This window comes from Roseateles asaccharophilus (assembly GCF_004362405.1).
Classification (GTDB): Bacteria; Pseudomonadota; Gammaproteobacteria; order Burkholderiales; family Burkholderiaceae_C; genus Kinneretia; species Kinneretia asaccharophila.
Map to the genome: position 1 here is coordinate 234,307 of NZ_SNXE01000007.1, position 22,424 is coordinate 256,730.

Annotated in this window: 14 protein-coding genes; 10 read left to right on the top strand and 4 right to left on the bottom strand. The window is 70.0% G+C overall.

The window, feature by feature from the left end:
* Nucleotides 1-120: 120 nt before the first annotated feature.
* From DFR39_RS15410 to DFR39_RS15420, 3 genes are all read left to right on the top strand, one after another.
* Nucleotides 121-3,957, top strand: coding sequence for an ATP-binding protein (locus DFR39_RS15410; protein WP_133604517.1), 3,837 nt, complete (start codon nt 121-123; stop codon nt 3,955-3,957).
* Between the two features lie 82 nt (nt 3,958-4,039).
* Nucleotides 4,040-4,597 carry a PEP-CTERM sorting domain-containing protein gene (locus DFR39_RS15415; RefSeq protein ID WP_133604519.1) on the top strand — a complete coding sequence of 186 codons (558 nt, stop codon included), beginning with the start codon at nt 4,040-4,042 and terminating at the stop codon, nt 4,595-4,597.
* Nucleotides 4,598-4,657: 60 nt separating this feature from the next.
* Nucleotides 4,658-5,803, top strand: a complete 1,146-nt coding sequence (locus DFR39_RS15420; protein WP_133604521.1) for an AI-2E family transporter — start codon at nt 4,658-4,660, stop codon at nt 5,801-5,803.
* Nucleotides 5,804-5,869: 66 nt separating this feature from the next.
* On the opposite strand, the gene DFR39_RS15425 is transcribed toward DFR39_RS15420, so the two are convergent.
* The gene (locus DFR39_RS15425; protein ID WP_162849546.1) at nt 5,870-8,626 is read right to left on the bottom strand and encodes a zinc-dependent metalloprotease; all 2,757 of its coding nucleotides are present in this window, start codon (nt 8,624-8,626) and stop codon (nt 5,870-5,872) included.
* 226 nt (nt 8,627-8,852) lie between these two features.
* Between DFR39_RS15425 and DFR39_RS15430 the strand changes: the two genes are divergently transcribed.
* The 4 genes from DFR39_RS15430 (at nt 8,853) to DFR39_RS15445 (ending at nt 13,059) form a co-directional block, all read left to right on the top strand.
* Nucleotides 8,853-9,464 carry a YqiA/YcfP family alpha/beta fold hydrolase gene (locus DFR39_RS15430; RefSeq protein ID WP_133604525.1) on the top strand — a complete coding sequence of 204 codons (612 nt, stop codon included), beginning with the start codon at nt 8,853-8,855 and terminating at the stop codon, nt 9,462-9,464.
* Nucleotides 9,465-9,537: 73 nt separating this feature from the next.
* Nucleotides 9,538-10,335 (top strand): enoyl-ACP reductase FabI, encoded by a 798-nt coding sequence (gene fabI / locus DFR39_RS15435; RefSeq protein ID WP_133604527.1) that lies wholly within the window; start codon nt 9,538-9,540, stop codon nt 10,333-10,335.
* Between the two features lie 24 nt (nt 10,336-10,359).
* Nucleotides 10,360-11,778, top strand: coding sequence for a bifunctional enoyl-CoA hydratase/phosphate acetyltransferase (locus DFR39_RS15440; protein ID WP_133604529.1), 1,419 nt, complete (start codon nt 10,360-10,362; stop codon nt 11,776-11,778).
* Between the two features lie 3 nt (nt 11,779-11,781).
* Complete coding sequence (locus DFR39_RS15445) at nt 11,782-13,059, top strand: acetate/propionate family kinase (RefSeq protein WP_133604531.1); 1,278 nt, start codon at nt 11,782-11,784, stop codon at nt 13,057-13,059.
* Here DFR39_RS15445 and DFR39_RS15450 read toward each other — a convergent pair.
* Entirely contained in the window at nt 13,032-14,693 is a 1,662-nt protein-coding gene (locus tag DFR39_RS15450) for a PEP/pyruvate-binding domain-containing protein (RefSeq protein WP_133604533.1), read from the bottom strand. The two genes, DFR39_RS15445 and DFR39_RS15450, sit on opposite strands and share 28 nt — an antisense overlap.
* Entirely contained in the window at nt 14,690-16,696 is a 2,007-nt protein-coding gene (locus DFR39_RS15455) for a DUF47 domain-containing protein (RefSeq protein WP_133604535.1), read from the bottom strand. Before DFR39_RS15455 ends, DFR39_RS15450 begins: the two co-directional genes overlap by 4 nt.
* A gap of 256 nt (nt 16,697-16,952) precedes the next feature.
* Between DFR39_RS15455 and fabG the strand changes: the two genes are divergently transcribed.
* Nucleotides 16,953-17,693: a 3-oxoacyl-ACP reductase FabG gene (fabG, locus tag DFR39_RS15460; protein ID WP_133604537.1), complete on the top strand. Its 741-nt coding sequence runs from the start codon at nt 16,953-16,955 to the stop codon at nt 17,691-17,693.
* A gap of 13 nt (nt 17,694-17,706) precedes the next feature.
* Here the strand turns inward: fabG and DFR39_RS15465 are convergent, their stop codons facing one another.
* Complete coding sequence (locus tag DFR39_RS15465; RefSeq protein ID WP_133604539.1) at nt 17,707-18,453, bottom strand: alpha/beta fold hydrolase; 747 nt, start codon at nt 18,451-18,453, stop codon at nt 17,707-17,709.
* Between the two features lie 260 nt (nt 18,454-18,713).
* Here DFR39_RS15465 and DFR39_RS15470 point away from each other — a divergent pair, with 260 nt between their 5' ends.
* Both DFR39_RS15470 and DFR39_RS15475 read left to right on the top strand, forming a co-directional pair.
* A complete protein-coding gene (locus DFR39_RS15470; RefSeq protein ID WP_133604541.1) occupies nt 18,714-21,416 on the top strand; it encodes a cation-translocating P-type ATPase in 2,703 nt (900 codons plus the stop codon).
* Nucleotides 21,413-22,417: a sodium:calcium antiporter gene (locus tag DFR39_RS15475; RefSeq protein WP_133604543.1), complete on the top strand. Its 1,005-nt coding sequence runs from the start codon at nt 21,413-21,415 to the stop codon at nt 22,415-22,417. The genes DFR39_RS15470 and DFR39_RS15475 overlap by 4 nt, the downstream gene beginning before the upstream one ends.
* The last annotated feature ends 7 nt before the right edge of the window (nt 22,418-22,424 follow it).

The following is a 22,424-nucleotide window of genomic DNA, read 5'->3' on the forward strand; positions in this document are numbered from 1 at the left end:
CTTGGCCGGTCCACGCGCTACGCCAGTCATGATGAAGATTCGCTGAAAGCGAGTCCCCCCGGTTCGGGGGCATCAGACCGGCGGTCGCAGCCTGGCTGCGGAGATACTGCCGGACTCGCCATGGATGTCCCGCTCGCGCGCAGCGCCCTCGCCTCTCCTGCCCTCCCCCCGCCGCCCAGGCTGTGTCTGCTGGGGGGCTGCGAGCTCTTGATGGGCGATGGCGCAGGTGTCGAGTTCCCCTACGACAAGACCCGCCTGCTGCTGGCCCTGCTGGCCCTGGAGGCCCGTCCGCTGCCGCGTGAGCGTCTGGCCGAGCTGCTCTGGCCCCAGTCCCAGGGCGAGCAGGCCCGCGCCAATCTGCGCCGCGCCCTCTTCGACCTGCGCCGCCTGCTGCTGCAGCAGCCCGCCTCCGGCATGGAGGTGCTGCTCAGCGACAAGAAGCAGATCGCCCTGAACCCCGAGCTGGGCTGGCGACTGGACTGCCAGGAACTCAGCACCGAGCCTCCCGCGTTTTCCACCGACCAGCCCCCCAGTGCCGAGACCCTGAAGGCCCTGGAGGCCCAGCTCGACCTCTACCGCGGCCCGCTGCTGGACGGGCTGGAACTCGATGGACTGCACGGCCTGCAGGACTGGCTGAGCCCCCGGCGCGAGGCCCTGGCTCTGACGGCCGGCCGGCTGGCGCGCCGCCTGAGTCAGGGCTGGGAGCTGGCCGGGCGCCACAGCCAGGCGCTGGGCGCCGCCCGCCGCGGCCTGCTGCTCGACCCCTGGAATGAGGCCTTGCTGCGCGACTGCATGCGTCTGCAGGCCGAGCGCGAGCGCCCCGCTGCCCTGGCCCTGTTCGAGCAGTTCCGCCAGCGCCTGCAGGAGCAGCTGGGCCTGCCGCCCGAGGCCGAGACCCTGAGCCTGGCGGAGCAGCTGCGCCGGGCCCCGGTGGGCGGGAGCCCGAGCGCCTCGCTCAACCATCCCTCGGAGCGCCGTCGCATCGTGGCCCTGGCCTGCGAGCTGGAGCCCGCGCCGGGCGTGGAGGCGGAAGCCCTGAGCCAGCAGCTGCCCGCCCTGCAGACCCGCTTGCGCGAGATGCTGCAGGCCCATGGTGGCTTTGTGCTGCGGGCCGAGGGCGGCGAACTGCTGGCCTTCTTCGGCCATCCCCGCGCCCTGGAGCAGGCCCCGCGGCGTGCCCTGGCGGCCGCCCTGGCCCTGCAGGCCCATCTGTGCGGCAGACCGCAGCACCCCGCCCTGCTCTGCCCACGTCTGGGGCTGGAGGCCGGCTGGGTCTATGCCGACCCTCGCCAGGGCTCACCCGACAGCGCCGGCACCCTGAGCCGACAGGCTCGTCGCCTGGCCCTGCTGGCCGAGCCCGGCGAGATTCGACTGGGCAGCGCCCTGGGCAGCCAGGCGCCGGCCGGCTTTCGCCTCGCCGCGCTGGCCGAGGGCGGCGCACGCCTGCTGGGCAGCGAAGGCCTGATGAGCCTGCCCCGCCGTACGCCCCTGATCGGTCGCCAGCGCGAGCTGAGCGTGCTGATGCAGGCCTGGCGCCAACCCGAGCTCGGCCCCCAGGCCCTGCTGGTGCAGGCCGAGCCTGGCCTGGGCAAGACCCGTTTGCTGCAAGCCCTGCTGGAACACAGCGAGGCCACGGCGGCCCAACACCTGCTGCTGAGCTGCCTGCCCGAGTTCCAGCACAGTCCCTATCACCCCTTCATCACCAGCCTGCAGCAGCGTCTGAGCGCCCTGCAGCTGGCGCATGGCGAAGATGGCCCGAGCAGCCAGCGCCGCCTGCTGGCGGGCGTGGCGCCGGCCTTGCAGGATCAGCAGCCGCGCCTGGAGCGTTTGCTGCAAGGCAGCGACGGCACGCCATCGGGTCATGCCGAGCCCGACCGCCATGCGGACGAAAGCCTGCTGCTGGCAGCCCTGGGGCTGGGCCAGCCCGGGGGACCGGCCCTGCTGCTGGTGGAGGACCTGCACTGGGCCGACCCCTCCTCGCTCGGTCTGCTGGCCAGGCTGCGCCGCCTGCCCGCGGCGCCACGCCTGATGGTGCTGAGTTCGCGCGAGCCCGCCCCCAGCGCCCTGCCCGAACTGCCGGCCTTGCTGCTGGAGCCCCTGCCAGCCTCGCAGATGCAGCGCCTGATCGCGCATCTGGAATTGCGCGATCCGGCCCAGGCCGAGGCCGTGCTGCGCCGCGCCGAGGGCGTGCCGCTTTATGCCGAGGAATTGGCCCGCGCCCTGCAACAGGCGCCCGAGGAGCCCATGCCGGCCCGGCTCTGGGATCTGCTCGCAGCGCGGCTGGAGCGCGTGGGACCGGCCGCTCGCCAGCTGGCCCAGGCCGCGGCGGTGATTGGCACCCACTTCGAACCCGCCCTGCTGCAATGGCTGCACCCCGGCGAGCCGGCCCCGACTCAAAGTGCCCTGCTGCAGGAGTTGCTGGATGCCGGCCTGCTGCAGGCCGATGGCGGGGGCTGGCGCTTCCGCCACGCCCTGCTGCGCGACGCGGCCTACCAATCTCTGGCCCCCAGCCCACGCCGTGCCCTGCATCAGCGCCTGGCCGAAGGTCTGCGCGGCCCCTTCGCCAGCCTGGGTGCCGAGGCGCCCGAGCTGCTGGCCGCGCAGCTGATGGCGGCCGAGGATGCGCGGGCCGCGCATTACTGGCTGCTGGCCGGACGCCACGCCGCGGCGCTGTCGGCCCATGTCGAGGCCTGCCACCACTTCCGCCAGGGTCTCAAAGCCCTGGCCCTGCCGGGCGCACCGGCTTCAGAGGACATGGCGCCGGCCCTGGAGCTAGGCCTGGGCTTCGCCCTGATGGCCACTGAGGGCTATGGCTCGCCCAGCGCGCGCCAGTGCTTCGAGCGCGCCCTGGCGGGCGCCGCGGCGCAGCCGGCGGCACGCTTCCAGGCCCTGTGGGGTCTGTGGCTGGGCAGTCGCAGCGACACCGAGCCTGCCGAGCCGGACGCCGAGCGCCCCCTGGCCCTGCGACAGGCCCAGGGCCTGGTGCAGGAGGCTCGCGCCCAAGGCGATGCCGCGGCCGCGGTGCAGGCCGCCTACGCCATGGGCAACAACCTGCTTTTCCTGGGTCGACTGAGCGAGGCTGGGCGCTGGCTGGAGCGCGCGAGCCAGGACTCGCGCGGCCTCAATGCCAGCGCCCTGCTGGGCCGTTTCGGCGAACACGGCGGCATCACGGCCGGCGGCCTGAGCTGCTGGGTGCTGGCCCTGCAGGGCCGGGCGGAAGCCGCGCTGCAACAGGCCGAGCAGACCCTGGTGGCGGCGCGCGCGCTGCGCCACGCCCATACCGAGGCCTATGCGCTGGCCACCGTGGGCGTGATGCACCAGCGCCTGCGCCAGCCCGTGCTGGCCCTGCGCCGCGCCGAGGAGCTGCGGCGCCTGGCCCTGGCCCACGATATGGTGCTGTGGCAGGCCGTGGCCGGTCTGGTGAGTGGCTGGGCCCAGGCGGTGCAAGGTGATGCCGCAGGCCTGGCCCCGATACGCCAGGCCGCTGCCATGGCGGCGGTCGCCATGCCCAGCACCGAGGCCACCTTTTTGTCCATGCTGGCCGACGCCCAGCTGGCCCTGGGCTGGCATGCCGAGGCCCTGGACAGCCTTGAGCAGGCCCTGCCCAAGGCCCATCAGCGCCAGGAAGACTATCTGCTGCCCGAGCTCTGGCGTCTGCGTGCCCTGGCGGGGGCGGGCCTGGGCCATGAGGCGGCCGTCGTGCGCCGCGATCTGGCACGCAGCCTGCGCCAAGCGCGCCGCATGCAGGCCGAGCTGCTGCTGCTGCGCACCCAGCACAGCCGCCTGGCCTGGCAGGCGGCCGGCCCCTTGCACCGACGCGGCCTGGCCCTGCGCCTGCGCCGCCTCAGCGGCCTGGCCACCCTGGCCGATGGCCGCGACGCGGCCAAGCTGGCCGCCGACACGACGGACGCTCGACGCACGGCGGCATTCAACGCTGCGTCAACGCTCACTCCCTAGGCTTGCGGCATGGCCGCAGCAAGTGGCCAGCGGATGCCCCCGGCGCCGCCTCACACCACGCCACCTACTTCGGAGAAACCGCATGCCCACCCTATCCCTCGCCCTGCGCCGCTTCGGCACCGCTGCCGCCCTGATGCTGGCGGCCCTTCAGGCCCAGGCCTCGCTGTTCACGCTGAGCGGCCAGATCGACGAGGCCCGCTCGCCCTTTGACCATGTGGACACCGCCAGCTATCTGGGCAAAAGCCTGAGCGGCCGTTTCGAGCTGGACCTGAGCCGGGTGGACAAGAGCCTGGATGAGCAGCTCATCCGTGTGGAGCAGTACAGCTTCAGCATCCTGGACTACGAGATCGAGATCAACCCCAGCCGCACCCTGAATGCGGTGTTCCGCCAGGGCAGCCTCATGGGCCTGAGCGGCAGCCTGGGGGGCTACCCGGGCTTTCGCCTGAGCGATGGCGGCGACAACGCCGCACTGGCTCGCTTTGCACTGTTTGACGAAGTGATCACCGCCAAAGGTTACTACCGCATCGAGGCCGGCAGCAACCCGGTGTCCGAGCCCGCCAGCCTGGGCCTGGGTCTGGCCGCCCTGGCGGCCATGGCCTGGTCGCGCCGTCAGCGTCGCGCCACGCTGCCGCGCGGCTGAGCCCTTGCCGCGGCTGCGGCTCGTGGCCCGGGCCGCACTTGCCGCTACCATGCGGCCACCATGTCACAGCCGCCCCGCAAGCACCGCCCCCCTCGCGCCCAGCCCCTGGTCTCGGCCAGCCCGCCAGCGCCATTTCCGGGATCGAACACCCATGAGCCGGACAGCCACCCCGCCCTGCGCGATCGCTGTTTCGTGCTGATCCTCGTCGCCGTCAGCCTGGCCTTTGCCTGGATCCTGCTGCCGCTGTTCGGCGCCCTGCTCTGGGGCACGGCCATGGCCCTGGTCTTCGCGCCCATGAACCAGGCACTGCACAGGCGCCTGGGCGGGCAGAGCCCGACCCTGAGCGCCCTGATCTCGGTGCTCATCATCCTGCTGCTGGTCATCCTGCCCCTGATCCTCGTGGGCCTGTCCCTGGCCCAGGAAGCGGGGGCCCTGTATGCGCGCAGCAAATCCGGCGACTTCAGTTTCAGCACCCATCTGCAGCAGCTCTATGACGCCCTGCCCGCCTGGCTGACCCAGCTGCTGGACCGCCTGGGCGTGGGCAATCTCTCGGTGCTGCAGCAAAAGCTGGTGGCCGCCCTGAATCAGGGCAGCCAGTTCCTGGCCTCCAAGGCCCTGGGCTTTGGCCAGGACACCTTCGACTTCCTGGTCAGCTTCGTCATCAGCCTTTATCTGATGTTCTTCCTGCTGCGCGATGGCGAGGCCCTGCTGGCCCTGCTGCGCCGCGCCCTGCCCCTGAATGACCGCCACAAGGGCGCGCTGGGCGAGAAGTTCGCCACCGTGATCCGCGCAACCGTCAAGGGCAATATCGCCGTCGCCGCGGTACAGGGCGCCCTGGGCGGCCTGGCCTTCTGGTTCCTGGACGTGCACGCACCCGTGCTGTGGGCGGTGCTGATGGCCTTTTTGTCCCTGCTGCCGGCCGTGGGCGCCGGCCTGGTCTGGGCCCCGGTGGCCCTGTACTTCCTGGCCACGGGCGAAGTCGCCTCGGGCCTGGCCCTGATCGCCTACGGCGTGCTGGTCATCGGCCTGGTGGACAACCTGCTGCGCCCCCTGCTGGTGGGCAAGGACACCAAGATGCCGGACTATGTGGTGCTGATCTCCACCCTGGGCGGCATGAGTGTGTTCGGCCTCAATGGCTTTGTGATCGGCCCGCTGATCGCGGCCATGTTCATGGCCATGTGGGCCATCGTGGCCAGCGAGCGCTGAAGACAAGAAAAAGGCCGGCGTGCCTGAAGCACACCGGCCTGCGCAGCGCCGCTCGCGCAGCGAGCCTCAGCCGCGGCTCATGGTGGCGCGCAGGGCCTCGCTCAGCGCGCTCAGGCTTTCGGCCAGATGCGCACGCGTCTCCACCGACTGGCCGCCCTTGGCCACGGCCGCGCGCAGCTCGCCCTGCAGCTGGGTGGCGTTGTAGCGCAGCAGGCTCAGGGCATCGGCCGGCAGGGCCGGCGAGCCCTTGGTCAGCAGGGTCTGCAGGCGCTTGACATGCTCACGCTGCAGGGTGCGGCGCAGGCGGTCGATTTCGCTGCCACTCTTGAGCTCGCTCCAGATCGCGCCCTGCAGGGTGGCATAGACCTCGTTGAGCGAGATCATGCCCTTGCGCTGCTCGGGCTTCACATAGGCATTCAGGTCCAGCAGGCGCGAGGCGGTGCCGGCGCTCAGCAGTCGATCCAGGGCCACGCGCTGCAGGCCCCAGACCACGGCCGGAATGTTCAGCGGCGTGCCGCGGTCCCACTCGTTGTAGTCCAGGGTCAGGGAGGACAGCAGCTCGGGCTTGAAGCGGAAGCTGTCGGCGCTCATCAGGCCGGTGGTGATGAACTGCAGCGCCTCGCGCTGCTTGGCCGGCTCCACCGGACGGAAGCTGGGACGGCCCGTGGTGCCGGGCAGATCGCGCAGCGCATGCATGCCGCCCACGTACTTGCCGGCCAGCTCGGCCGCGCCATTGAGCTGGCGGAAGCCCGCCAGGATCTGGCGGCGCTGGCGCAGCGGATCGTCACCCAGCTGGGGCTTGCGAGCCTGCACGCGCTCCCACAGCTCCTGCGAGAGCTTCAGGCGCTTCTTGTAGTAGGCCAGCGGGTCGTCGCCCAGGTCAAAGCGGTTGGCCAGGGGATCGAAGCCATCGTAGGGACCGAAGCCGCCCGCATCGGCGTCGTCGGCATAGGCCAGCTTGGGCTCGGTGCTGCGTGCGGCAATGCGGGCCAGCTCGGCCTTCTCCTGCTCGGGCGCGATGGGCTTGTAGGCGTACTCGACGGCCCAGTAGTCATAGGCTCCCAGGGTGGTGGGATTGATGGTGGTCTTGGCCTCACCCTTGAGCGGCAGGTTGTAGGCGTTGTAGTCCATCACCGAGTTGGAGGTGCTGTTCACCTCGGTCCAGGCCCGGTCCTTGAGCTGGGCCTGGGTCACGGTGGTGGAGGCCTTGAAGTTGTGCTTCAGGCCGATGGTGTGACCCACCTCGTGCGCGATGGTGTCGCGGATCACGGAGTTGACGAAGGCCTCGGCCTCGGGGCTGTCGGGCGCGATGTCGCCGCGCGCTTCCAGCAGGTCCAGGGCGAAATGCATCTCGGAGGCGGCGCCGAGGGCGTAGTTGCAGAAGGCCGCGCTGCTGGCGCCGTTCTGCCAGCCCTGGCTGAGCTGGGCCAGGCGCTGCTCGCTGCTCATGCCCAGATCCTCGGCGATGAAGCGGCGCGAACCGCGCGCGAACACATCGCTCATCATGATGTCGGCATCCAGGATCTCGCCGGTGCGCGGGTCGGTGTGGCTGGGGCCGCGGGCAAAGCCCACATCGGCGCCCACGAACCAGCGGATGGAGGCGTGGCCGGCGTCCATATTGTCCCAATTGGCATCGTCAGGCTGCTGCTTGGCCACCACGGCGTTCTTGAAGCCGATCTTCTCGAAAGCCAGGTTCCACTGCAGGATGCCGGCCTCCACCGCGGCGCGGTACTTCACCGGGATGTTCTTGTCCATCCAGAAGGTGATGGGCTTGACCGGCTCGGACAGGGCTGCGGCCGGATCCTTCTTCTCCAGGCGCCAGCGCTGCACATAGTGCACGCGCGGGTTGGCCTTCAGATCACCGCCCAGATCGGTGAAGCTCTCCATGAAGTGGCCCAGGCGCGGATCGGCGTGGCGCGGCGCCATGGGCTGCTCGGGCAGGGCCAGGAAGTTGTAGACAAAGTCCACGAAGAGGCTGCGCGGATCGGGCGTGGACTGCGGCGGCGTGGGCACGGGCACCGGCGGCGGCGTCAGGGGCGGGGCCGGAATGCGCGGCGTGGCGAAGTGGGCACGGGCCGTCAGGGTGCTCAGGCCCTCGTCGGCGCGGGCCGCGGCGAAGGAGGAGTTGGCCTTGTCCAGTGCGAAGGGCAGACGGTAGGCCATCTCCAGACGGGTGGAATAGCCCGGGATGTCGTTGAACAGCAGGGCCGAGGCATCCACCAGCACCGACTTGCGCTCCGGATGCTCGGCGCTGGCCACGGGGGCCGAAGCCAGCAGGCTGGGCGAGAAGGCCTGCTCGATGGCGGCCTTGCTGCCCTGCTCGGCCACGGCGCGGAACTTGGTGTTCAGGGCTACCAGCTGCACCTGACGGCCCACCAGGCGGAACTCCGCCATCATGTCCATCATCATCTCGCTGGCATACAGGCCGCGCTCACCCACGGCGTTCGCGGTATTAGCCGTGAACAGGAAGGGCTTGCCCAGCATGGCCTTGGGGATCTCCAGCCAGACCTTCTCGTCCTTGCGCCAGATGGGGAAGAGACCGTTTTGCTGCTTGGCGTCCTTGATGATCTCGGCAAAGGGCTTGGGGGCCGTGGGATCGGCGGGCGGACGTGCAGCCTGGGGGGCCGCCTGAGGCGCCACCGCAGCAGCACCCGCATTCGTCGCGGCGGGAGCCGGCGCGGCGGCGGGCTTTGCGCCCCCAGTCGCTGCAGGCGCTGCAGTGGCGGCCTTGTTGTCGGCGGTGGTGCTGGCGCAGCCGCTAAGCAGAATCAGGGCGGCCGTCGCCACCAGGGTCAGACCGGATTTGTCCATGGGCTTCATCATCAGGCGCTCTTCTCTTCGTCTTGCGGCCGGCCCATCGCTTTTGGCCATGGCGGCACATCACGGAATTGTCAAAAAAGGCGCAACTGTTACCGTTCGCGCCGCGGGCGTCAATGCGTTGCCACGCAGCTTGGGCCTCGAATTCCGCCTCCTGTCACACCAGGCTGGGCGCTCTGCGCACAAATCCACAAACCAGCCGCCGGATCGGCCCTGGGTAGACTTCGCGACCATGTCTGCCCGCACCACGCATCTGCTTTATCTGCACGGTTTCCGCTCCTCGCCGCGCTCGGCCAAGGCCCAGCGCATGGCGGCCTGGGTGGCCCAGCAGCGCCCCGATCTGGTCTTTGCCTGCCCGCAGCTGCCCCCCTCGCCGGCCGCGGCCGTCGACCTGGCCTTGTCCCTGGTGCAGAGCTGGCCGCGCGAGCGCATGGTGTTGATGGGCAGTTCACTGGGCGGCTTCTACGCCACCGTGCTGGCCGAGCGCCTGGGCTGCCCGGCCGTGCTGCTCAATCCCGCGGTCGACCCGGCCCGCGATCTGGCCGCCTACCTGGGTGAGCAGAGCTGCTGGCAAAGCCCCGAGGATCCCGAGCAGCGCTTCTTCTTCCGCGCCGAGTTCGTGGACGAGCTGCGCACACTCAAGCCCGCCGCCATCACGCGGCCCGAGCGCTACCTGCCCGTGATCGCCAAGGGTGACGAGGTGCTGGACTGGCGCGAGATGCACGCGCGCTACGCCGACTGCCCGCGCCTCAAGCTGCTGGAAGGCAGCGATCACGCGCTCTCGGACTTCGACGATTACCTGGAAGAACTCTGCGCCTTTCTGGGGCTGATGCCGCGCACTTGATCTGCCGCAAGGCCGTGCCGCGAGACGGCCCGGCCGTCACAGGCCCGACATGGGGCCCGCCCAAGCTAGTCCCATGGATACAAGAACGCGCGGGCTGGCCACCCCTGTCTCCGGCCTGCTCCCAGGAAGTCGCGGACTGATTCTGGGCCTGGCGGACGAACACAGCATTGCCTACGGCTGCGCCCAAGCCATGCGGGCGGCCGGAGCCCGGCTGGTGCTCTCCTGTCTCAACGAGAAGGCCTATGCGGCCGTGACTCCGCTGGCCCAGGGCCTCGCCTCGCCCCTGCACTGCTGCAATGTGGAGCATGAGGGTGCCATCGAGGACTTGGTGGACGCCGCCGTGCGCGAGCTGGGCGGGCTGGACTTTGTGCTGCACTCCATCGCCTGGGCACCGCTGGCCGAGCTGCACGGGCGGGTGAGCGACAGCAGCGCCGCCGGCTTTGCGCGAGCCATGTCCATTTCCTGCCACTCCTTTGCCCGCCTGGCCCGCGCCTGCGAGCCGCATATGCCGCAGGGCGGCAGCCTGATCACCATGAGCTATCTGGGTGCCCATCAGGCGGTACCGCACTACGGCCTCATGGGCCCGGTCAAGGCCGCGCTGGAGAGCCTGGTGCGCTACCTGGCCCTGGAGCTGGGGCCACGCAATATCCGGGTGCACGCCATCTCGCCGGGGCCGATCCCCACCCGCGCCGCCTCGGGCATCGAGGCCTTCGACGAGCTGATGGATCGCGCACGCCAGCGCTCGCCCCTGGGGCGTCTGGTCAGCCTGGAGGAAATCGGCGCCCTGGCCAGCTTTCTGGCCAGCCCGGCGGCCTCGGGCATGAGCGGCCAGACCCTGTTCGTCGATGCCGGCGAGCACGCCACCCACTGAAATCCACCCCGCCGAGCCCAGACCATGAATGCACCAGAGCGCCTCAATGAGGACTGGACCCAGAACCTCACCTACGACGAACTGCAACCCGGCCAGAGTGCCCGCTTGGTGCGCACGCTGCAACCCGAGGACATCCAGGCCTTCGCCCTGGTCTCGGGCGACCACAACCCGGCCCATCTGGACGCCGAGTACGCCCAGGCCACCCGCTTTCACGGCGTGATCGCCCATGGCATGTGGGGCGCGGCCCTGATCTCCTCGGTGCTGGGCAACGACTTCCCCGGTGCCGGCACCATCTATCTGGAACAGACCCTCAAATTCGCACGCCCCGTGCACATCGGCGACACCCTGAGCATCCTGCTCACCGTGGTCGAGAAGCAGGACGAGCGCGGTCTGGTGCGCCTGAGCTGCCAGGCCAGCAACCAGCGCGGCGAGGAGGTCATCAGCGGCCTGGCCACGGTGCTGGCGCCACGGCACCGCATACGCCGGCCCCGGCCACGCCTGCCGGCCATGCATCTCTTCGATCCCCAGGCCCGGCTGGACGCCTGGCTGGCCCGCCTGCCCAGCGGCCCGGCCCTGCGCTGCGCCGTGATCCACCCCTGCGATGCCCCCTCGCTGCGCGGCGCCCTGCTGGCGGCGCAGCGCGGCCTGATCGAGCCCCTGCTGGTGGGTCCGGAGCGCCGCCTGCGCGCCCTGGCAGAGCAAGAGAGCCTGGACCTGGGCGGCCTGCAGATCGATGCCCAGGCCCACAGCCATGCCGCCGCCGCGCGTGGCGCCGAGCTGGCGGCCGCGGGCGAGGTGGGCCTGCTGATGAAGGGCAGTCTGCACACGGATGAGCTCATGCACGCCGTCATCGCCCATCCGGCCCTGCGCACCGAGCGCCGCCTCAGCCATGTGTTCCGCTTTGACGTGCCCAGCTATCCCAAGCCCCTGCTGCTCAGCGATGCGGCCATCAATATCGAGCCCAGCCTGCAGGACAAGGCCGATATCGTGCGCAACACCATCGAGCTGGCCCAGGCCCTGGGCATAGAGCGCCCCAAGGTGGCCCTGCTCTCGGCGCTGGAAACCGTGACCGAGAAGATCCGCTCCACCCTGGATGCCGCCGCCCTGTGCAAGATGGCCCAGCGCGGCCAAATCCGCGGCGGTCTGCTGGACGGACCGCTGGCCTTTGACAATGCGGTCTCGCCCGAGGCCGCCCGCATCAAGGGCATCGATTCCGAGGTGGCCGGCGACGCCGACGCACTCATCGTGCCCGATCTGGAGTCCGGCAATATGCTGGCCAAGCTGCTGGAGTACATGGCCGGCGCCTCCACCTGCGGCGTGGTGCTGGGCGCCACCGTGCCGGTGGCCCTGACCAGCCGTGCCGATGGCGCCGACTCGCGCATGGCCTCGGCCGCCCTGGCGGCCTTGGCCGCACGCCGCGCCGCCCCCGGCAGCCGGGCCTGAGCCATGCCCGCGCAGCGTGTCACCGAACCGCCCCTGGTGCTGGCGGTGAATGCCGGCTCCTCCACGCTGAAATTCGGGCTCTACCCGCTGAGCGCCGGCCCCCAGGGCTGGCAAGCCCTGGCCCCCCTGATCAGCGGCTGCTTCGAGGGCCTGCGGGACGGCGAGCGCTTGCGCCTGCTCTGCAGCCATCGGCCCGCGCAGCTTCTGCCCAGCCCAGCCAAGGGTCAGGCCATGCCGACGGCGCTGGCCGAGTTGCAAGCCCTGCTGAAATCGCTGCTGGGCGATCTGGGGGGCAGCCACAGGCTGCTGGCCATGGCCCACCGCGTGGTGCATGGTGGCGATCGCTACCGCAGCGCCGTGCGGGTGGATGCCCAGGTGCTGGAGCATCTGCGCGCCTACGAAGCGCTGGCGCCGCTGCACCAGGCCCACAATCTGGAGGGCCTGCAGGCGTTCTCCCGGCAGTGGCCAGAGCTTCCGCAGATCGCCTGCTTTGACACCGCCTTCCATGCCGATCTGCCCGCGCTGGAAACCCGCTTCGCCCTGCCCCGCATCGAGGCCCTGGCCGGCGTGCGGCGCTACGGCTTCCACGGCCTGTCCTACGACTACCTGAGCCAGTGCCTGGCGCGCCTGTCCCCGCGCAGCCGGCAGCCCGGCAGCCGGGCCCTGCTAGCGCATCTGGGCAATGGGGCCAGCCTGTGTGCCACGCGGGACGGACGCTCCCTGGCCAGCAGCATGGGCTTCTCGGCCCTGGACGGGCTGATGATGGGCAGCCGCTGCGGCAGCCTGGATGCCGGCGTGCTGCTGCATCTGCTGCGCCAGGGCTGGGACGGGCAGGCGCTGGAGGATCTGCTCTACCGCCGCTCGGGTCTGCAGGGTGTCTCCGGCCTGAGCGCGGACCTGCGGCAGCTGCGCGCCAGCGACAGCGAGGCCGCACGCGAGGCCATCGCCCTCTTTGGCTACCGCCTGCGGCGCGAGGCCTGGGCCCTGACGGGCCTGCTGGGCGGCCTGGATGTGCTGGCCTTCACCGGCGGCATTGGCGAGCATGACGCGCCGCTGCGCGCCGAGCTCTGCGAGAGCCTGGCTCCCTTGGGCCTGCGCCTGGATGAGGACGCCAATGCGCTCGCTGGCGAGGCGCAGAGGGCCAGACCCATTCATGCCGCCGACAGCACGGCGGAGATCTGGGTCGTGCCCACCGATGAGGGCCGCGTGGCGGCCCAGCAGGCAGCCTGCCTGCTGCGCCCGACGGGCAGCGCTCAGCCCGCGGACGGCGGCTGGGCCTGACGCAGCGCCCGGAGCGCCTGCAGCAAGTCATCCGGGCAGCGCCAGTCCAGATCCAGCGCGCCGGCATAGACCACACCCTCGTGCCCATCGAGGGTGATCAGATCCCCCTCGCGCAGCGGCGGCGTGGCTGGCGAAGCGTCGGCAAAGCGCACCAGCCGGGCCGACTCGTCAATCTGCAGCCCCGCACAGCCGACCAGGCAGACCTTGCCCATCTGCCGCGCGACCACGGCCGCGTGCGAGGTGCGCGCGCCCTGCATGGTGAGCAGGCCCTGGGCATGCTCCAGCGCCGCCACATCGCCGGTATCGGCATCACGGCGTAGCAAGACCACGGGCGCGCCGGCCGCGCAGCGTGCCCACGCGCGCTCCGCGTCCAGGGCAATCTCACCCACCGCCACACCGGGGCTGGCCGAGGCCGCACGACCGAGGATCTGGAGGGGCTGACCCGGCAGGGCTCGCAGATAGGGGCTGCGCAGCTGGGCCGCCTCGATGCCTGCGCAGCGCGCCAGGGCGGTGGGCGCGTCGATCAGCCCCTCGCGCAAGAGATCCAGCGCGATGCGCACCGCGGCCGTCGCGCTGCGCTTGCCGCTGCGGGTCTGCAAAAGATAGAGCCGGCCTTGTTGGACCGTGAACTCGAAGTCCTGCATATCGCCAAACTCGCGCTCCAGGGCCGCGCTGCTGGCCTGCAGCTGCGTCCAGATCGCGGGCAGCACCTGCTGCAGGACCGCGTCGCCATGGGCACTGCGCCGGCCAGACACCACATCCTCGCCCTGGGCATTGAACAGGAAGTCCAGCCACATTCCGGGTTCGCCCGTGGCCGGGTTGCGGGTGAAGCCCACCCCCGCCCCCGAGCTGGGACCGGCATTGCCGAAGACCATGGACTGCACCGTCACCGCCGTGCCGCCACCCTCGTCAATGCCATGCGCCTGACGATAGTGGCGGGCACGCGCCGAGTCCCAGGAACGCAGCACCACCTCGATGGCACGCGCCAATTGCTGCTCGGGCTGCTGAGGGAAGGGCTCGCCGACCTCTCGCGCATAGGCAGCCTGATAGCGCCGGCACAGGCTGCGCAGGCCGCGAAAGTCCAGCTCCCGCTCCTGGCAGGGCTCGACCTGCTCGGCCAGCAGCTCCTGCAGCAGGTCCTCGAATAGCGCGGCCGGCAGGCCGGCGACCAACTCGCCATAGCTGGCGATCAGGCGGCGATATGCATCCCAGGCCAGGCGCGGGTTGCCCGTGAGGCGGATCAGGCCCTGCACGGTCTGTTCGTTGAGACCCACATTGAGCAGGGTTTCCATCATGCCCGGCATGGACACGGCCGCACCCGAACGCACCGACAGCAGCAGCGGCGCGCAGGGACCGCCAAAACGCAGGCCGCTGGCGGCCTCCAGGGCGCGCAGGGCCGGGCGCCAGAGTGCGGGATCCCCGGCCCGCTGGCGCAGCTGGGGATCGCGACAGAAGTCGGTACTCAGCACAAAGGCCGGCGGCACGGGCAAGCCCATGCCCGCCATGCGCCCCAGGTTATAGGCCTTGAAGCCCAGCTGCTGCGGCCCGGCAGCGCTGGCATGGGCGCCATCACTGGCCGTGCTCAGGGTGAAGATGGGGGCGATATCGGCCTCCGAACGCTGCGGTGCATTCATGCCCGGACCCCCGCCTTGCCAAAGGCCAGCTCGCGCAATGCATAGGCCGCGTTGAGCAGACAGTCCGAGGCCCGTTCCAGCTGCTGGGCCAGTTCGTGAGCCAGCAACAGGGAGGCGGCATCGCTCAGCTCGGCCAGAATGCAGCGCTTGGCCTGGCGCAGCAGCTGATCGCATTCGGACTCGGCCCGCAGCACCCCCCAGCTCGCCGCGATGAAGGCCTCATGCTCCGTGGCCGCGCTGGCCGCGCTGAGGTGGCGCGCAATCGCCAGGGCCTTGACCTGTTCCTGAGCGGCCTGCAGCACCACCTCGGCCAGGCGCGCGAGGCTCTCGCGCACCTTCCGGTTCCAGCCCTCATGGTGCTCGCTGATCAGGCTGACCAGATAGGCGCACTCCTCCAGCGCGTCGGCAGCGTCATCGCTCTTCTCGATCATGCGTGCAAAGGCCAGCCAGCGCGGCTGACGCAGGGCACGCTCGCGCGCTGCCATGACCAGCTCGTCGGCCTCTCGCTCCCAGAGCTTGGCCCGTCGGGCGAGCTTGGCAGCGGCCTCCGGCTCATCGCTGAGCCGGTGACTGAGGGCCTCGCTGAGGGATGCCGCCAGGCTTTGGCAAAGGGCGGCATGCTCGGCCAGCAGATCAAACTCCGGCGCATGCAGCTGCAGGCGCCGCGCCAGCAGCAGCCGGGCCTCGTCGGCCACCTGGGCACGAGGTTGCTGCGCCTGCAGGGACTGGGTGCACAGGGCCAGCAACTCCAGCAGAAAGTCGGTGGCGCCAGCCTCGCCCAGCACCTCATCCAAACGCTCCCCCACACGGAAGGCCTGATCACCCATGGCCTGCATGGCCGAGAAGAGCAGCTGCTCGCCACCGGCGCGCAGCCAGCCCATATGGCCAACTTCGCGCGCCGCGGCCTGCTCCAGCACGCGCAGCGCGGCCGCCTTGCCCACGAACAGCTGCAGGCGCTTGCGCGCGCGGTTCCAGTCGATCAAGAAAACCACGCGAGCCGCGAGACCCTCCAGCTGCTGCAGCAGCTGGGCCTCGTCCTGGGCCTGGAAGCTGGCCGTGCCCAGCAGATAGGCTTCACCGCGGTTCAGCCCCTCGCTCAGGCGCGACTGCGGTGCCGACCACTGGGCACCCAGGGCCGCCAGCTGGGCCTGGAAGAAGGCAAAGCGGGCACGATGAAGATCGGAGTAGGTCAGCGTGATGCACTGTGCCTGCACCTGGATCACCAGCACATGTGCGTCATTGGTGCCGATATCGTTCTGGATCAGCAGGCGATCGGCCTCGCTGGTGGCGGCCGTGTCCAGGCCCGGGTGATCGAACTTGAGCCCGCGCGTGCGCTGCAGCCCCCGCATAAACGCCTGCACCCGTGGTCGGTCCTCGTCACGCAACTGCCAGACATGGGCCCCGTCGAGCAGCTCGCTGCACAGGCCGGCGGCCAGCAGGTTGAGCTGCTTGTGCAAGTCCATGACCAGCAGATGCAGGCTGTCACCCGCGTCAGGACCATGGAGCACGGCATGGGTGCCGGATCGGTGAGCCTTCTTGGCGCCGCGGTGGCCGTGGCTGAGCTGATGCAGCAAGGCGGTGCTGACCCGGGTGCCATGGCTATCAGCCAAGCAGGCCAGCCATGCTGCAACGCGCTCCCGCTCGTCCGCGGGCAGGGGCGCCGCGCCGGCAGAAACGGGCTCCAGCAAGGGACGCGCCATCACACCCAGATCGCGCTCCAGCTGTGCCATGAGCTCGGGCAGGGCTGGCAGCAACACCTCTTCGCCGTCGCGGCGCCCGCTGCCCGGCAGTTCCCGGCACCAGGCAGCGTCCAGCCCCGCCGCGGCCATCTCGGGACTCAGATCCGGCGGCGTTGCCTGCGGACTGAGCGCCTGGCTGACGGCCGCCTGCAAAAGCGTCAGGCAGAGCTTGAGGCGGTCATTGGCCGCCAGCGCGGCCTTGATCCAGGCTGGCAGCAGCAGGCTTTGCTGACCCAGGGAAGCGACGGCGGCGGACTTTTCCATGGCGCATGGGGCGGCCGGACCGGCCGAGGCAGTTGTGCTGCGGGCCAGTATGGAAACCGGAGCGTGACGAGGCCGTGACGCACCGGTGACGCCGCCGCAGCGCGTGCGCATCACTTGAGCCAGCGCAAGGCCGCGGCGGCTCGGGAGATCCGTCAGGTCCTTGCCAGCCGGCGCCGCCTACACTGCGGGCCGGCATTTCACGATGCCCCGAACACAACCCTCATCCAGCCGCCCAAGCCGCGGCGCACAAAGCCCCATGAAGCTTCAGAACAAGGTCTGCATCATCACCGGCGCCGCCCAGGGCATTGGCCTGGCCACCGCGCTCAAGTTCGCCCGCGAGGGCGCCACGGTCATCGTCTGCGACATCAAGCCCCAGGCCGTGGAGGAAGCGGCCGCGCAATGCCGCGCGCTCGGCGCCCAGGCCGAGGGCCATGTGCTGGACGTGACCTCGCGCGAGCAGGTGGACGCGGTGGTGGCCGCGGTGAAGGCCCGGCATGGCCGCATCGATGTGCTGGTCAACAACGCCGGCATCACCAAGGACGCGCGCCTGCAGAAGATGACGCTGGAGCAGTTCGACGCCGTGATCGATGTGAACCTGCGTGGCGTCTTCCACTGCGCCCAGGCCGTGGCCGACACCATGGTGGCCCAGGGCGGCGGCGTGATCCTCAACGCCAGCTCGGTGGTGGGCATCTACGGCAACTTCGGCCAGACCAACTACGCCGCCACCAAGTTCGGCGTGATCGGTTTCACCAAGACCTGGAGCCGCGAGCTGGGCCCCAAGGGCGTGCGCGTGAACGCCGTGGCCCCGGGCTTCATCGAGACGCCCATCCTCTCCACCATCCCCGACAAGGTGATCGCCCAGATGCAGGAGCATGTGCCCCTGCGTCGCCTGGGCAAGCCCGAGGAGATCGCCAATGTCTATGCCTTCCTGGCCAGCGACGAGGCCAGCTATGTCAACGGCGCGGTGCTGGAAGTCTCGGGCGGCATGACGGTCTGAGCGCCTGCAGCGCTCAGGCCTGCAGCCAGTCGCGCAACTGCGCCGCCAGGGTCTCGGGCTGCTCCAGCATCATCAGATGCCCGCAACCGGCCATCACGCGCTGACCCGCACAGGCCTTGAGCGCCCAGTCGGGCACATCCCAGCCCGCCCGTGAACGCTCGCCCGCGAGCAGATAGACCGGCTGGCGCGCAAACACCCGCTGCAGCAGCGCGGGGTAGTCGGCCGCGCCGGTGCGTGCCACGATGGCGCGCGCCATGGCCCGCAGGGTACCCACGGGCTGCATGCCCAGCCACTGCCGGGCCCAGTCCAGGCGCTGGGCGTCGGGAGAGCTGATGCCCGACAGCGCCAGCCAAGCGGCGGGATCGGCCAGACGCTCGGCCTGCATGGCCTGCAGCTGGGCATCATCCATGCGCGCCACGCTGGACGACCAGAAGGCGTCCTTGAGGCTGAAATTGCCCTCGATGCTCACGAGGCGCTCGACCCGCTCGGGCCATGCGTCGGCCAGGCAGGCCGCCAGCATGCCCCCGATGGAATGCCCCACCAGCTGCACCCGCCCCCCTGGGCCGGCGAGCCGGTCCATGGCGTCGCGCAGATGGGCCAACTGCGCCGCCAGCGTGATGGCCGATTCAGGCCGGGCCGCGTGCTCGCCATAGCCCAGCAGATCGGGGGCGCTGCTGACCAGTGGGGCCAGCATCGGGCCCAAATCCGGCAGGCGCAGGCTGCCCATCAGGCCGTGGATCAAAAGTACCGGAGCGCTCATGGCAAGTCCTCGCCTTCCTTTGTGTTGTCCTGTTGCGGAGAGCGCCGGATGTTAGCGGGCGGCCAGCCGTGCGGGCATGCCGCAGAGCGCGGCCGCCTTGCACTGGCTGCCATCCTGCCGGCCTCGTTAGGGCTGCAACGCAAGCCCTGCCAGAGAGCGCCAGCATCTTGACTTGAGTCAAGCGGGAGATGCAGGGCGCCTCCCTACACTTTCCCGCGAGACAGGACGCAAGGTCTTGTCCCGAACGGGAAGACCACTGGATGGCAGGTACCCTCTCCGATAACAGCGATCCCCTCTGGCACGCACTGCCGGTGGAGCAGTTGCAAGAGCACTTCGCGCTGGATCCACTGCGTGGGCTTGATGCCGACGCGCAACGGCGCGCCTGGGCGCGGCATGGTCCCAACACGCTGCCCGAGCCAGCCCCCAAGCCGCTCTGGCGCATCTTTGTGCGCCAGTTCAAGAGCCCGCTGATCTACATCCTGTTCATCGCCGCTCTGCTGGCGGTGGCACTGGGGCACCACGGCGATGCCGGGGTGATCCTGGCGGTGGTGCTGGCCAATGCCCTGATCGGCAGCTTCCAGGAGGGTCGGGCCGAGCGCTCGATGGCGGCGCTGCGCAAGCTGGCCACATTAAGGGTGCGGGTGCTGCGCGATGGCGCGGAACGCGTGCTGGAGGCACGGGAGCTGGTGCCCGGCGATGTGATGCTGCTCGGTGCCGGCGACGCCGTGGCCGCAGATGCCCGCCTGATCGATGCGGCACAGCTACAAGCAGCCGAGGCGGCCCTGACCGGCGAATCGGTGCCAGTGTCGAAATCGGTGCTGCCGGTGCCTGAGGCCACCGGTCTGGCCGATAGGCACTGCATGCTGTATTCGGGCACTTACATCACTGCGGGTCGAGCACGAGCTGTGGTTGTGGCCACCGGCGTTCACACCGAAGTCGGCCGCATCGCGGGTCTCACCGAACGCGCCGAGGAACCCAAGACGCCCTTGGAGCTGCGTCTGGAGCAATTCGGCCGTGCCCTGGTGGCGGCGGCGCTGGGCCTGTTTGCGCTGGTGCTGCTGCTGGGCCTGTGGCGCGAACTGCCGCTGTCTGAGGTGCTGATGGTGGCCATCAGCCAGATGGTCTCGATGGTGCCCGAGGGCCTGCCGGTGGCCATGACCATCGCGCTGGCGGTGGGCATGCAGCGCATGGCCGAGCGCGGGGCGATCATCCGGAGGCTCTCGGCGGTGGAGACGCTGGGCTCCACCACCGTGATCTGCAGCGACAAGACGGGCACCCTCACCCGCAATGAGATGACGGCCGTGGCACTGTGGCTGCCGGGTGGTCGCGAGCTTGCTGTCGGCGGCATCGGCTATGCACCCGAGGGCCGCTTGTCTGAGGGCGGCAAGCCCCTGGAGAGCGTTGACGAGAACACCCGCACCCTGTGCCTGGCGGCTGCCCTGTGCAATGACGCGCAGCTGCTGCCACCCGAGGATGAACGCGTCGGCTGGTCGGTGCTGGGCGATCCCACCGAGGGCGCGCTGCTGGTGCTGGCGCGCAAGGCGGGTCTGCCGCTCGACACGCTGCGCATGACGGCGCCGCGCGAGTCCGAGCTGCCCTTTGACAGCGACACCAAGCTGATGGCCACCCGGCATCGCATGGACGACGCGCCGCGCCGCGTGTGGATCAAGGGCGCGCCCGAGGCCGTGCTGAGCCTGTGCGCCGCAGACGGTCATGCCGCGTTGCAGGCAGCACGTGATGCCGCGGAGACCATGGCCACGCGTGCGCTGCGGGTACTGGCCTTCGCCACCGTGGACGCCGACGAGCTCGACCCGAGTGCCGGCTTCGAGGCCCTGGCCGGCCGCGCCCGCCTGCTCGGCCTCGTCGGCCAGATCGACCCGCCACGCGAGGAGGTCAAGCTCTCGGTGGCCGAGTGCCGCGCCGCAGGTATCAGGCCCATCATGGTCACGGGCGACCACAAGCTCACGGGCCTGGCGATTGCGCGCGAGCTGGGCATCGCGCGCGATGAGGCGCGAGCCGTCGATGGCCACGAACTCGAACGCATGGGTGAGGGCGAACTGCGCGACGCACTGCCCCATATCGCGGTCTTCGCCCGCGTGCAGCCCGCGCAGAAGCTGCGCATTGTCGAGGCCTTGCAGGCGCGCGGCGAGGTGGTGGCCATGACCGGCGACGGTGTCAACGACGCGCCCGCGCTGGCGCGTGCCGATGCCGGTGTGGCGATGGGCGTCACCGGCACCGAGGTGGCCAAGAATGCCGCCAAGATTGTCATCTCCGACGACAACTTCGCCACCATCGTGGGAGCGGTCGAGGAAGGGCGGGTCGTTTACGGCAATCTGAAGAAGGTGATCCTGTACCTCTTCGCCACCTCTATGGCCGCCTTGCTGGTGCTGCTGACCGCCTTGTTGGCCGGCTACCCGCTGCCGCTGGCTGCGGTGCAGATTCTCTGGATCAACATCATCACCGAAGGCACGGTCACGGTGAACCTTGTCATGGAGGCGCCCGACGGCGATGAGATGCGCCGCCACCCAATCCGACGCGATGATCCACTGCTCGGCCGTGACTTGCTAGCCCGCGTGGCGCTGATGACACCGACCATCGCCGCCGTGACCTTCGGCTGGTTCGCATGGCGGCTGTCGCTGGGTCTGCCCGAGATGCTGGTGCGCACCGAGACCTTCACCGTGCTGGCGATGTGTTGCTGGTTCAATGTGCTGAACTGCCAGTCTGCCACTGCCTCGGCGCTGGGCCCGCGTCTGCTGCGCAACCGCTGGCTGGCGATCGGCTTGTCGCTCAGCATTGCGCTACAGGCAGCCGTGCTCTATGTGCCCGCGATGAACGCGCTGTTCCACACCGTGCCGCTCCCGCTGGAGTCGCTGCTGCCCCTGCTGGCGCTGGCCAGCCTGGTGCTCTGGGTCGAGGAGGTGCGCAAGCTGTGGGTGCGCAGGGCACGTGGGAGCGCTGCATGACGCTGACCTGGCTGGCCATGCAATTCGCCCTGTGCGCCTTGCTGATCGCACGCGCCGGCTATGTGCTCAGCCGCAGCGCCGACGCGCTGGCTGAGGCCCATGGCTGGGGACGCGGCTGGGTCGGACTGGCACTGCTGGCCACGGTGACCTCGCTGCCCGAACTGGCCTCCGGCATCAGCGCGGTGGCCCTTGTCGACGCTCCCAATCTGGCGGTAGGCAATGCGCTCGGGGCCTGCATCGTCAACCTGCTGTTCCTGGTCGTGGTCGACGCAATGCAAGGCCGACAGCCCCTGTACCCTGCGGCCAGCGCGACGCATCTGCTGTCGGCCGGCTTCGGCGTCGTGATGCTGGGCTTTGTGACCCTCAGCCTGCTCAGCGGTGCACGCGCGCCGGCCGTGCTTCATGTCGGCATCTACAGCCCCATGCTGCTGGCGCTGTACCTGCTGGCGCTGAAAAGTGTGCATGCGCACGAACGTCAGTCCCTGCAAAGCGCCAAGAACGCGACTCCAAGCGCAGCGGCCGGCCAGACCCACCGCGAATGGCGGCGATTCCTGCTCGCGGCGCTGGTGGTGCTGGCGGCCGGTAGCTGGTTGCCCGAGGCTGCCGACGGCCTGGCCAGCGCGCTCGGCCTGTCGCGCAGCTTCGTCGGCACCATCCTGATGGCCGTCGTGACCACGCTGCCGGAAATGGCGGTGACGCTGGGCGCACTACGACTCGGCGCGCTCGACATGGCAATCGGCAACCTGCTGGGCAGCAACCTCTTCAACATCTTGATCTTGGCCGTGGGCGACGCCTTCTACATCCGCGGCCCGCTGCTCACCGACGCCGCTGCGGTGCATGCGGGCACTGCGGTGACGGCCCTGGTGATGACGGGGCTGGTCATCATCGGCCTGGTGATGCGCCCGCAAGGACATGTGCTGCGCGTGCTGAGCTGGATCAGCATCGCCCTGGTGGCCATCTATGTACTCAACGCCACACTGGTCTATCTGGCCGGGGTCTGAATGGGCG

Coding starts and splice junctions, on each gene's coding strand:
- DFR39_RS15465 (WP_133604539.1), bottom strand. CDS start 18,453: ATGAGCGCTCCGGTACTTTTGATCCACGGCCTGATGGGCAGCCTGCGC.
- DFR39_RS15445 (WP_133604531.1), top strand. CDS start 11,782: ATGCCCGCGCAGCGTGTCACCGAACCGCCCCTGGTGCTGGCGGTGAAT.
- DFR39_RS15450 (WP_133604533.1), bottom strand. CDS start 14,693: ATGAATGCACCGCAGCGTTCGGAGGCCGATATCGCCCCCATCTTCACC.
- DFR39_RS15440 (WP_133604529.1), top strand. CDS start 10,360: ATGAATGCACCAGAGCGCCTCAATGAGGACTGGACCCAGAACCTCACC.
- DFR39_RS15415 (WP_133604519.1), top strand. CDS start 4,040: ATGCCCACCCTATCCCTCGCCCTGCGCCGCTTCGGCACCGCTGCCGCC.
- DFR39_RS15430 (WP_133604525.1), top strand. CDS start 8,853: ATGTCTGCCCGCACCACGCATCTGCTTTATCTGCACGGTTTCCGCTCC.
- DFR39_RS15470 (WP_133604541.1), top strand. CDS start 18,714: ATGGCAGGTACCCTCTCCGATAACAGCGATCCCCTCTGGCACGCACTG.
- fabI (WP_133604527.1), top strand. CDS start 9,538: ATGGATACAAGAACGCGCGGGCTGGCCACCCCTGTCTCCGGCCTGCTC.
- DFR39_RS15425 (WP_162849546.1), bottom strand. CDS start 8,626: ATGATGAAGCCCATGGACAAATCCGGTCTGACCCTGGTGGCGACGGCC.
- DFR39_RS15475 (WP_133604543.1), top strand. CDS start 21,413: ATGACGCTGACCTGGCTGGCCATGCAATTCGCCCTGTGCGCCTTGCTG.
- DFR39_RS15455 (WP_133604535.1), bottom strand. CDS start 16,696: ATGGAAAAGTCCGCCGCCGTCGCTTCCCTGGGTCAGCAAAGCCTGCTG.
- DFR39_RS15420 (WP_133604521.1), top strand. CDS start 4,658: ATGTCACAGCCGCCCCGCAAGCACCGCCCCCCTCGCGCCCAGCCCCTG.
- fabG (WP_133604537.1), top strand. CDS start 16,953: ATGAAGCTTCAGAACAAGGTCTGCATCATCACCGGCGCCGCCCAGGGC.
- DFR39_RS15410 (WP_133604517.1), top strand. CDS start 121: ATGGATGTCCCGCTCGCGCGCAGCGCCCTCGCCTCTCCTGCCCTCCCC.